10 protein-coding genes are annotated in these 11,594 nt (G+C 46.3%); 3 read left to right on the top strand and 7 right to left on the bottom strand.

All coding sequences use genetic code 11. The annotated features are described in order from the left end of the window. Positions 1–63: 63 nt before the first annotated feature. Positions 64–1,632, top strand: a complete 1,569-nt coding sequence (locus AC6I8U_RS19450) for a polysaccharide lyase family 7 protein (RefSeq protein WP_234496279.1) — start codon at positions 64–66, stop codon at positions 1,630–1,632. Positions 1,633–1,717: 85 nt separating this feature from the next. Here the strand turns inward: AC6I8U_RS19450 and ggt are convergent, their stop codons facing one another. Together ggt and AC6I8U_RS19440 are read right to left on the bottom strand one after the other, a co-directional pair. Next, positions 1,718–3,454, bottom strand: coding sequence for a gamma-glutamyltransferase (gene ggt, locus AC6I8U_RS19445; protein ID WP_498019364.1), 1,737 nt, complete (start codon positions 3,452–3,454; stop codon positions 1,718–1,720). Between the two features lie 148 nt (positions 3,455–3,602). Then, positions 3,603–4,379 carry a sulfite exporter TauE/SafE family protein gene (locus AC6I8U_RS19440; RefSeq protein ID WP_498019363.1) on the bottom strand — a complete coding sequence of 259 codons (777 nt, stop codon included), beginning with the start codon at positions 4,377–4,379 and terminating at the stop codon, positions 3,603–3,605. 238 nt (positions 4,380–4,617) lie between these two features. On the opposite strand from AC6I8U_RS19440, the gene AC6I8U_RS19435 reads away from it, so the two are divergent. Then, positions 4,618–5,136 (top strand): DUF2058 domain-containing protein, encoded by a 519-nt coding sequence (locus AC6I8U_RS19435; RefSeq protein WP_498019362.1) that lies wholly within the window; start codon positions 4,618–4,620, stop codon positions 5,134–5,136. A 66-nt stretch (positions 5,137–5,202) separates the two neighbouring features. Here AC6I8U_RS19435 and AC6I8U_RS19430 read toward each other — a convergent pair whose 3' ends face one another. The 3 genes from AC6I8U_RS19430 to speA all read right to left on the bottom strand — a co-directional run bounded on the left by AC6I8U_RS19430 (position 5,203) and on the right by speA (position 8,407). Further along, positions 5,203–5,436, bottom strand: coding sequence for a hypothetical protein (locus tag AC6I8U_RS19430; RefSeq protein ID WP_128650442.1), 234 nt, complete (start codon positions 5,434–5,436; stop codon positions 5,203–5,205). A gap of 133 nt (positions 5,437–5,569) precedes the next feature. Then, complete coding sequence (gene speB, locus AC6I8U_RS19425) at positions 5,570–6,496, bottom strand: agmatinase (RefSeq protein WP_498019361.1); 927 nt, start codon at positions 6,494–6,496, stop codon at positions 5,570–5,572. Further along, complete coding sequence (speA, locus tag AC6I8U_RS19420; RefSeq protein ID WP_498019360.1) at positions 6,497–8,407, bottom strand: arginine decarboxylase; 1,911 nt, start codon at positions 8,405–8,407, stop codon at positions 6,497–6,499. A gap of 568 nt (positions 8,408–8,975) precedes the next feature. Between speA and AC6I8U_RS19415 the strand changes: the two genes are divergently transcribed. Beyond that, entirely contained in the window at positions 8,976–9,686 is a 711-nt protein-coding gene (locus AC6I8U_RS19415; protein ID WP_498019359.1) for a hypothetical protein, read from the top strand. Positions 9,687–9,789: 103 nt separating this feature from the next. Here the strand turns inward: AC6I8U_RS19415 and AC6I8U_RS19410 are convergent, their stop codons facing one another. Together AC6I8U_RS19410 and AC6I8U_RS19405 are read right to left on the bottom strand one after the other, a co-directional pair. Further along, positions 9,790–9,999 carry a cold-shock protein gene (locus tag AC6I8U_RS19410; protein ID WP_006069145.1) on the bottom strand — a complete coding sequence of 70 codons (210 nt, stop codon included), beginning with the start codon at positions 9,997–9,999 and terminating at the stop codon, positions 9,790–9,792. 303 nt (positions 10,000–10,302) lie between these two features. Beyond that, entirely contained in the window at positions 10,303–11,580 is a 1,278-nt protein-coding gene (locus AC6I8U_RS19405) for a cytosine deaminase (RefSeq protein WP_498019358.1), read from the bottom strand. Positions 11,581–11,594: the final 14 nt, after the last annotated feature.

Below are 11,594 nucleotides of genomic sequence, written 5' to 3'. Positions count from 1 at the left end.
AGCTGTTTGCGAACTCATTTTCGCTTACATACGCTGTCTTTGTACGACAATAATGGATTTGATATGAAACAAACGATTCTAAAGAGCCTGGTTGCTTCTTCTGTATTACTAGCGGTTGGTTGCGCGAGCACAAGCACACCAACTTCTGATTTCCCGAACAACAAAGAAACTGGCGAGCCACTTTTGACGCCGGTTGCGATCACGGCAAGCAGTCACGATGGTAATGGACCTGATCGTCTATTTGACCAAGACCTTACTACGCGCTGGTCTTCTGCTGGTGACGGTGAGTGGGCGATGTTGGACTACGGTTCAGTGCAAGAGTTTGACGCTGTTCAAGCCGCGTTCAGTAAAGGTAACGAGCGTCAGTCTAAGTTTGATATCCAAGTTAGTGTCGATGGTGAAAACTGGACAACAGTGCTAGAAAACCAAATGAGCTCAGGTCAAGCGATTGGTCTAGAGCGCTTCCAGTTTGAACCTGCTGTTAAAGCACGCTACGTACGATACGTTGGCCATGGCAACACTAAGAACGGTTGGAACAGTGTCACTGAGCTTGCAGCTGTAAACTGTGGCATCAATGCTTGTCCAGCGAGCCACATCATTACTCCAGCAGTGGTTGCAGCAGAAGCAACAATGATTGCTGAGATGAAAGCGGCTGAAAAGGCACGCAAAGAAGCACGCAAAGATCTACGTAAAGGTAACTTTGGTGCACCTGCAGTATACCCATGTGAAACAACAGTAAAATGTGACACTCGCAGCGCGCTGCCGGTACCAACTAACCTACCAGAGAAGCCGCTTGCGGGTAACGCACCAAGCGAAAACTTTGATTTGACGCACTGGTACCTATCTCAACCATTCGACCATGACAAAAATGGCAAGCCGGATGACGTTTCTGAGTGGAACCTTGCGAACGGTTACCAACATCCAGAAATCTTCTACACAGCAGATGACGGCGGTCTAGTATTCAAGTCTTATGTGAAAGGTGTACGTACATCGAAGAATACTAAGTACGCGCGTACTGAGCTTCGTGAAATGATGCGCCGTGGTGACCAGTCGATTAGCACTAAAGGTGTTAACAAGAACAACTGGGTATTCTCAAGTGCTCCTCAAGCGGATCTAGAAGCGGCTGGCGGTATTGACGGTGTGATGGAAGCGACGTTGAAAATCGACCATGCAACCACAACAGGTAACGCGAACGAAGTTGGCCGCTTTATCATTGGTCAGATTCACGACCAAAACGACGAGCCAATTCGTTTGTACTACCGTAAACTGCCAAATCAAGCAACGGGCGCAGTATACTTTGCACACGAAAGCCAAGATGCAACAAAAGAAGACTTCTACCCTCTAGTGGGCGATATGACTGCTGAAGTCGGTGAAGACGGCATCGCACTTGGTGAAGTATTTAGCTACCGCATTGAAGTTAAAGGTAACACTATGACGGTTACACTAATGCGTGAAGGCAAAGACGACGTGGTACAAGTTGTTGACATGAGCGACAGTGGTTATGACGTTGGTGGCAAGTATATGTACTTCAAAGCTGGTGTATACAACCAAAACATTAGTGGTGATCTAGACGATTACTCTCAAGCGACGTTCTACCAGCTTGACGTGTCTCACGATCAATACCAAAAATAATGCCTTAATCTAAAAACAAAACCTCCGGCTTATTGAGCCGGAGGTTTTTTTGTTTCTAAGCGATACGGAATGCCTCAATCAGAGATTAATCGCCTAATGATGTAGAAGCCCTGCGGCGGTCAGTTGCTCCGTGCAGCTCGCCATCTTTAACTTCAATCGCATTCAGACCGCTGACTACCGGGATGACGTGCACCTTATAGCCCATTTCAGCGAAGCTTGGCACCATTGATTCTGCAAAGGTGCGCTTCTCTACGAGCAGCCCAGTTGGGTTGTACGGCTTAGTTCGGTCGATCTTAGTACCATATTGAATATTCGGAAGATCAATCGCATCCTGTGCTGATAGGTTCCAATCGACCACGCCCACGATGGTCTTCAGTACGTACCCAGGGATTTGTGAACTACCAGGGCTACCGACAACTAAACGAAGCTTGCCATCTTCATCGAACATCATCAAAGGAGTGATTGCTGAACGAGGGCGTTTACCTGCCTCAATAGCGTTTTGGACAGGCTTACCTTTGAGTGTTGGTATCGATGAGAAGTTTGCCATTTGCGCGTTGAGCAAGACGCCGTCGACCATGACGCCAGAGCCCATGCCGGTGCCAACAGTACTTGTCATCGCGATCGCGTTGCCCTCACTATCTACAATGGAGATATGGCCGGTATCTTGACTCTCAAAGCCTTCGTGTTGAGCCGGTGTTTTGATTCCAGGCAGACCTGGTTTGATGGTTTTGCTGTCTCCAGCACCTTGCTCTGGGATCATATCAAAACGGTCATCGAGGTAATCTTCGTCGAGCAGAGCCTCTACTGGCGTTTCAACATAACTCGGGTCACCTGCGTAAGCGATGCGATCGGCTTTGGCTAGACGCATGGCCTCCACCATTAAGCGCCACGGCTCTGCCGTCGTTTTTGGCATCGAGGCGATATCGTACTTCTCAAGCATATCGAGTGACTGAGAAACCAGAACGCCACCAGACGCCGGATAACCAAACGATACGATTTCGTTACCGCGATAGTCGGACTTAACGATGTCACGAGTTTTTACCCGATAGTTTGCAAAATCTTCAACCGATAGCTTAGGCTGTCCTTTGTCCAATTGTGCGTTTACGGTGTCGACAATACGTTTAGCCAGTGGACCCTGATACATATAGTTTGCACCTTGCTCCGCAATAGCTTTTAGTGTCGCTGCCATTTTCGGGTTGGTCATAAGGGTGCCAGTAGGGCGAATATCATCACCGTTCCAATAGAGTGATTTGATTTCAGGATCATGAACCAATCTTGATTGTTCACGGACAACGATATCGTAGGTGTAGCTATTCATTGAATAGCCATGCTCAGCGTAGTTGATGGCAGGCTGAACCAATTGTTTCCACGCTAAGTTACCGTGTTTTTGATGAGTGTGGTACAGAAGCTTCAATGTGCCAGGAATGGCAACCGAACGTGGGCCTAGAATGTCATTTCGGCTGATTGCTTTGCCGTTGTCATCCAAAAACATATCTGGCGTTGCACTAGACGGAGCTTCATCGCGCCCGTCATAGGCCGTAAACGAGTTAGCTTTGTTGTCGTAATAGAGCGCAAAGGTGCCGCCTCCGATGCCTGTCATGTCAGGTTCAACCACCGACATCACCATTTGCATCGCCACCATGGCATCCACCGCATTGCCACCTTGTTTCAAGATTGAATACCCTGTGCTGGTCACATAAGGGTTGGTGGCACTGACCATAAACGACTTTCCAGTGTCGTTTGGTTGTGTTGGAAAAGGATCAGGCTGTGCTGCCAATGACGTGGAAACCAGCGTCAGAAGCAACGCGATACGTGATGACATAGGGGACCTCTAAACGATTTGTCATAAGTACTCATAGATTAGGTGCTATCAGTAACATATCCAGCTGGCGGCAGTTTAACCGTTAGGTCATAGCTTTGTTATCAATAGGTCAGAGGGTGATAAAAAGAATAGAGGTTATATCCAAGGGTTATAAATAGGTGTCGTAGAAAAAGTAGCAAGTGATCGCAATCGAGCTAAAGGTAACGAAACGTCTAACCACAACCTGGGGTAGTTGTCGTGAAAGCCTTGCAGCCACGTAACCGCCAGTAAGAGTCCCAAGCATAACGGCAATGCCGGAATACCAGTCGATGAGTCCATTGAAAACAAATAGGACAATAGCAATGGCTGACGCACAGGTAGAAATAAGGAGTTTGAGGCCGTTCATTAAATTAATGTCTTTGTAGCCAGCAACCGCAAGGTAACTCAAACCGATGACGCCTAACCCGGCATTAAAAAAGCCGCCGAAAACGCCTACACAGAACAGAAACACGCCCAAACCAAAGGCGACAAGCCCACCTAAATGACGATTGCTACTGGCTTTCTGCAATCGCTTATTGATGCTATCACCAAAGATAAACAGCAAAGTTGCAAACAGCAGTAACCATGGAATCGCGGAAACAAACTGTTGCTCAGACACCAAAATCAATAGGTAACTGCCGCTGATGCCCCCGGCAATACTAAGAAGGACAATTTTAAGCAGGTTATTGCGATCTTTAAGTACTTCGAGCCTGAACGCGTAGGTACCACTCAGATAACCAGCACAAGCCGCAAAGGTATTGGTGGCATTGGCGACAATCGGGGGTATTCCGACGAAAAGCAGTGCAGGGAAGGTGATGAAGCTTCCTCCTCCTGCGACAGAGTTAAGTACACCACCAAACACGCCAGCGAGGAAGAGCAAAATTATCTGAGAGAGGTCAAGTAACATAGAGGTTATATGATGGTGAAAAGTCGTTAACAATCAACATATCCTAAACCGTACCGAGTCTCAAAAGGTTCAATCGGTTACGTGATCTATAGACAGAGATCTCGGCTGGCAAGTCTCCAAAAGACGCGCACGACGAATCGCGGGAGACGAGGTCATATTCCTTTGGATTGGACTTGCTCTTCAAGGGCTTTCTTGGGATCATGCATACAATTGTGAGAACAAACTAGGATTGCATTTCATGTCGAAACTAAGCCTTCAAGAGCAGATGCTAAAAGCAGGTCTGGTCAACGAGAAAAAATTGAAGAAAGCCAAGAAAGGCTCAAAGAAGTCACGTGTTCAAGCACGCGAAGCTAAAGCAGCTGTTGAAGAAAATAAAGCAGCGCAAAAAGAGCGTGATCAAGAGCTCAACAAGCAGCGTGATGAAGCTAAGCTAAGTAAAGAAATCAAAGCACAGGTGAAGCAACTTATCACCCTAAATACGATAGCGCTTGGTGATGGTGACATTAAATACAACTTTACCGACGGCACGCTAGTGAAATCCCTCTATGTCACACAAGAGATCCGCGATCAACTCAGCAAAGGCAACCTGTCTATTGTTCGTCTTGAAGAGAGCTATGCAGTGATTCCGACGGTTGTGGCGAAAAAGATTGCAGAGCGTGATCAAGAAACTGTCATTGAAAATGATGTTAAAGAAGAAGTGGTCGAAGAAGATGACCCATATGCACAATACGTGGTGCCTGATGATCTGATGTGGTAACTTCGGATACTTTAGAAAAGCCCAATATATTCAAGTATATTGGGCTTTTTTCTATCAATGACTGTGCTATTTCTTCTTACCATGCCCTTTACCAGGATTGTTTTTTCCGTGTGCACTACGGTTATCCTTGTTCTTATGATGTTTACCATCACATTCTTCCGACTCGATTCGTACTCGGTCTGACTCGTAGCTTACACAGTCTTCACTGAGCTCAAGATTATCAGTCTTGATAGAAATACTGGCATAGCTTGCTGATACCGGTAGCAATAGAGCTGCGACAATAAGAAGTAGGTTACGCATGGTTGTAGTGCCTCATAGGTGTTGGGATGAGGCATAGTTTAGAGAAATGGTAAAAGAGGATTTGTCATTTTACGCCACGACAAATCGTGATTATAAAAAAGCGAGGTATCAGTACCTCGCTTTATGTCGCTCGCTAGTTTTGGCTTTCTTTACTCGCCCAAACGTAAAGAAGTTCAAGGGCAATCGTCGCGCCTGCCAATGCAGTCAACTCACTTTGGTCATAGGGAGGCGATACCTCAACCACATCCATACCCACAACGTTGATACCAGCCAGACCGCGAATGATCTTCAATACTTTGTCTGAATTCAAACCACCACATACTGGTGTGCCAGTACCTGGTGCAAACGCTGGATCGAGACAGTCGATATCGAAAGTGATGTAAACTGGCTTATCACCAATAATATTGCGGATCTGCGCAACAATTTCTTCTGCACTCTGATCGTTAGCTTGCATGGCGTTAATCACATTAAAACCGTGGTCATCGTAATCATATTCAGTACGAATACCGATTTGCACGGAGTGCTTCGCTGAGATTAAGCCCTCTTTTGGCGCATGGTAGAACATGGTGCCATGGTCATAGTTGCTGCCGTTCGCATACGTGTCAGTGTGAGCATCAAAATGAATCAATGCCATTTCCCCATGATGCTTAGCATAAGCACGCAGGATTGGCAGGGTGATAAAGTGATCACCGCCCAACGCCAGCATGGTTTTACCGCTCTTTAAGATCTCACTGGTTGCCGCTTCTAAACGGTAGGTGAAATCTTCTGCATCACCGGTATCGAATACCAAATCACCTGAATCGATGACTTTGGTTTTATCAAATACGTTGAAGTCCCATGGGAACTTTTTGCCTTCCCAAGCTAGGTTCACCGAAGCGCGGCGAATGGCGTCTGGACCCATTCGAGCGCCAGGGCGACCCGAGGTCGCCATGTCTAGAGGTACACCAAAAACCACCACGTCTGCGTCGGCAGAAACTGGGTTTTTCACGTAAGGTCGACGCAAAAATGTCATTGCGTTCGAGTACAGTGAATAATCAGTTTTGGTAAACAAATCATTCATTTAAAAATCCTCTAAATAGGTGTAACCGGTTAGGCCGCACTCTAGTTCTTCTAAAATTAGCGCTTGTTCATCAACGTCGATGTGACGCTCTACAAGCTCTTTGTAGTTTTGCTTGATCGCTTCTACGTCAATATGAACGTAGCGCATCATGTCTTCGACGGTATCGCCTAGGTCGATCGCCGTAAATTCAAACTCGCCTTCATCGGTAACGTTCACAACCGCGCTGTGGGTGTCACCAAACAAGTTGTGCATATCGCCAAGAATTTCTTGATAAGCACCGACAAGGAAGAAGCCCATCAAATAGGGTTCATCTTTGTTCCATGCTGGTACCGGCAAGGTAGATTCAATACCTTGACCATCAACATATTGCTTCACAGTACCGTCCGAGTCGCACGTAATATCCAGCATGATAGCGCGCGTTTGTTCTTCACTGCCAAGACCCGATAGCGGTAAAACAGGGAAGACTTGTTCAATACCCCAAGCATCTGGCATCGACTGGAATAGTGAGAAGTTCACAAAGAACTTGTCTGCTAATCGTTCGTTAAGTTCATCAAGAATCGGTCTGTGGAAGCGATTCTTGTTGTCCATTTGACGATGCAATTCACCGTAAATACTTAGGCTGAGCTGTTCTACCCAAGCGCGCTGATGCAAATCAACCACACCGGATGCAAACAAGGTATGTGCTTCTGCTAGGTCGCTTTGTGTATCGTTGTAAATCTCGATAACAGCGCGGGCGTCAGTGCCACCTTTTAGGCTCTGCCAGTTCTGCCACATATTCTGAAGCAGAGGATGAGCCTCTTCTGCTGGCGCATCAACAGACTGAACATTATAGCTTTCTGTACCAATCACATTAGTGATCAATACCGCGTGGTGCGCAGTTAGCGAGCGACCAGACTCAGAAATAATAACTGGTGCGGTTTCTTCATACAGCGCACATACATCGCCAACCGTACTCACGATGTTACGAGCGTACTCAGCAAGTCCGTAGTTCATAGAACTGCTCGACTGACTGCGTGTTCCGTCATAATCGACCGCTAGACCACCGCCCACATCAAAATAGGCGATAGGTACAGACATCTTGCGAAGTTCGCAGTAGAAGCGAGCTGCCTCGTTAACCCCGTTTCGTACATCACGAATGTTGGCCATCTGCGATCCCAAATGGAAGTGAACAAGCTGTAGCATGTCCAACTGGTCTTGCGCTTTTAGACGCTCGACAACTTGCAGTACTTGTGAGGCAGACAAACCGAACTTAGATTTATCGCCACCACTTGATTGCCATTTACCCGCGCCTTGAGAGGCTATGCGAATACGCAGACCCACACGAGGTTTGACGTTAAGTGCTGCCGCCTCTTTGAGCACGATATCCAACTCAGACAGCTTTTCTAGAACGATAAAGACCTTGTGGCCAAGCTTTTCACCAATGAGAGCTAAGCGAACATACTCGCGGTCTTTGTAGCCGTTGCATACAATCACGGAGCTAGCACGCTGTGCCATTGCTAGAACTGCCATCAGTTCTGGCTTACTGCCTGCTTCTAGACCGAGCTGTTTGGTTTCGGCTTCCGCTTGGCTTTCGAGAATTTGTTCTACAACGTCTTTTTGCTGGTTTACTTTGATCGGGTAAACAAGCAGGTACTCGTTTTGATATCCGTAGTCTTGGATGGCTTGGTTAAATGCATCACAGATACCGTGCACGCGCTGGTGGATAATTTGCGGAAAACGCACCAGAGCAGGCAATGTAAGTCCTTTGTCTTCAAGTGCCTTCGCAATCTTGTTGAGAGGTACCTGGTGTTGACCATTTTTATGAGGGGAAACAATGACGTCGCCATCGTCATTGATTCCGAAGAAGTTTTGGCTCCAGTATTGGACGTTGTAATCCGCACGAACGCGGTCTAGCTTTGAAGTCGTTGTCACAGCGTGTCTCACTTATTGTGTGTTCAGGCTGTCGCTCATCTTTATGTTATTCGAATTGCTGCTCGATTTGATGATTGAGAAGAAGCATTTACCTGAAAAATCAAACCCCGTGATGATCTTCCATGATGCTCACGAAACGCGTCTTAAGTACTCAAATGTTGTGGAGCGTGTACTTAAGATTCGTGCGCATTAACGGATAAATCACCCCCTATGTCTAACAAAAATAATTAATCCTTTCGATTGCGATTGGTTGTAAGCAAGCTTTTTGAGCTTTCTGTCGTAGGTACTACCTCTTATACCGAGTCATCGAGCGGTTTGGCTCACATCGCCTTTGATTTTATTAAAGGTGTCGATCAGCATTTGTTCCAATTTAGAACGGAAATTTTTTCTATCATGATAGCGGTTGGTATAGAAATCGACTCTGCTTGGTATTTACAGGGTGAATATCAGCTATATCTTTGGCTCAGTTTTTTAAACATCAGTAATCCAGCATCATAGTGATACTTCTGGTGAGCACCTTTAAGCGCAAACTTCACGTTGTTCCTTACCCATACAGAGAATTTATTGCATGAGAAACATTAGTTTTCCATGGAAGCTTTCACGCAACGGACTGATCACTGTTTTTTCTTTGGATCTTCCACTTTCAGTTGCCGCTGAGGAGCAATCACTCGCTGATATTATTGATTTCAACGTCCAAGCCACTCAGTACCAAGATGAAACCATCGGGGTCTTTGGTGTCGATATTGCGGCCACTGACAGTCTCACAGTGAGTGCGGAAGTGGATACCGATCGCTATTTGCAGTTTGGGCTTAGCTACGATTGGTTGATAGAGCGAAACTACTTCAATGTGTACGGGCAGTATGGTTTTGATGAGTCGATTGATATTTATGATATTGGCTTTATGTACGGGTATTCGGTGTCGCCGAGCCTGTTTGTCTACTGGGATACTTACTACCAGTGGCGTGACACGACCAAAGCCTATGAACTGCCAGACCCAATCGATTATGCTAATCACAGACAAGAGTGGAAAAACACGGTAGGCGTTAGCTATAGCATTCACCCAATGGTTGATCTTGGCGCAAATTACAATGTCGATGTTCTGACTTCACAACATGGCTTTGAAAACGGTACCAGAAATAGTTTTGATCTATCCGCAACACTGAACACGCCCTATGTCCAACCCTACGTGAAATATACCAAGGGTCAGTACCGAGTTCGTCCAGGGAGGCCAATTGAAGATAGCAGCAATGTCGAGTTTGGCTTCTATCTCGACTTCTAACTTAAGTTATGGGGAAAAGGAAGCAGGTTTGGGAATGGAAATGCGATAGATACAAAAAAGGCTTCGAGTAATCGAAGCCTTTTGAATTTGCTAGCTAACGTTATTACTGAGGGATAACGTTTACAGCTTGAGGACCTTTTTGGCCTTGCTCAACACCAAAAGAAACCGCTTGGCCTTCTTTTAGAGTTTTGAAACCTTCGCCAGAGATAGCGCGGAAGTGAACGAATACGTCTGGACCGTTCTCTTGTGCGATGAAGCCGTAGCCTTTCTCTTCGTTAAACCATTTTACAGTGCCAGTATTTGTGTTAGACATGTTATGTCCCTTACTTTTCAGATTAAAATTTTTGCCTTGCGGCGATCTCGCTTTGTGGTTCTGTTTATTTAATCAAGCTGTAAATGGGAAAAACGAATGACAAATACCCGCTAGGGAAACATCTGACAATACTTCTCGTACTCTTTTTACTCTTACTTTAAATAACTCTCTGAACACCAGAGCATGCGCAGTGTACCACACCTATGGACGGTTTAAATGAATTTCTTGTTAAATCATGAAAAAAGAGCAAGCGATTTCGTCGCTTGCTCTTGAATTTGAGTGAGATATTCGCTTAAGGCACTACTAGCGTTTGAACGTAACCGCTTCTTCTGCACCTAAGTTAATAGATGTCTCGGCCGGTTTTGTGCGAGCGATCACATTACCTTGACGAATGGAGTAACCCACTGGGACTTGGCGACGTACCGCGTCAAAGCCGTTCTCAGCAGGTAGCAGTAGCAAGCTACCTGGCTTTCCTACCTCTAAACCATAAGTTTCTTGAATGTTTAGTGCGCGCGCTGAATTGTGGCTGATCATATCTAAAGATTGGTTGATTTGATCGTAACCCATTACCTGGCAAACGTGCAGTCCCATATGCAGAACTTGTAGCATGTTGGCGGTACCTAGCGGGTACCAAGGATCAAATACGTCATCGTGACCAAAGCAAACGTTGATGTTCGCTGCGAGCATTTCTTTCACGCGAGTGACGCCGCGGCGTTTTGGATAGTCATCGAAGCGGCCCTGCAAGTGGATGTTGACTAGCGGGTTGGCAACGAAGCTAATGCCAGACATTTTAAGTAGCCTAAATAGACGTGATGCGTAAGCACCGTTATAAGAGCCCATTGCGGTCGTGTGACTTGCCGTGACGCGATGTCCCATTTCAAACTTGTGCGCCAGTGCTGCAAGCGTTTCAACAAAACGAGATTGCTCGTCATCGATTTCGTCACAGTGAACGTCGATCAAGCAGTCGTATTTTTGTGCTAGCTCGAACACATAATGCAGCGACTCTACACCGTATTCGCGTGTGAACTCAAAGTGTGGGATAGCACCGATAACGTCAGCACCGAGCTGTACGGCTTGTTCTAATAGCTCTTTACCATTTGGGTATGAAAGGATGCCTTCTTGCGGGAACGCCACAATCTGAATATCCACCCATTGTTTCATCTCTTCACGAACTTCAACCATCGCTTTTAGCGCCGTCAAGGTTGGATCAGAGACATCAACGTGGGTGCGAACGTGTTGAATACCGTTCGCTATTTGCCATTTGAGTGTTTGTTTTGCGCGGCGCTTAACATCGTCGATTGAGAGCATCGCTTTACGCTCAGCCCAACGCTCAATGCCCTCAAATAGAGTGCCAGAGATGTTCCAACTTGGCTCGCCAGCAGTTTGAGTGGTGTCTAAGTGAATGTGAGGTTCACAAAATGGCGCTGTCGCCATTTGACCTGTAGCATCGATTACATCGTCAGCGCTGAACGACGAGGTTCCCGCTGGTTCGATCGCCTTGAATAAACCTTCTTCAATAAGGAGGTCAAACTGACCTGTTCGACCGTTTATGGTTGCATTCTGAATAAGCAAAGATGACATGGCATCAAATTCCT

The organism is Vibrio sp. KUL80, from assembly GCF_059725495.1.
Note: the sequence above shows the minus strand (reverse complement) of the source record. Positions and strands in the feature narration are given on the sequence as shown.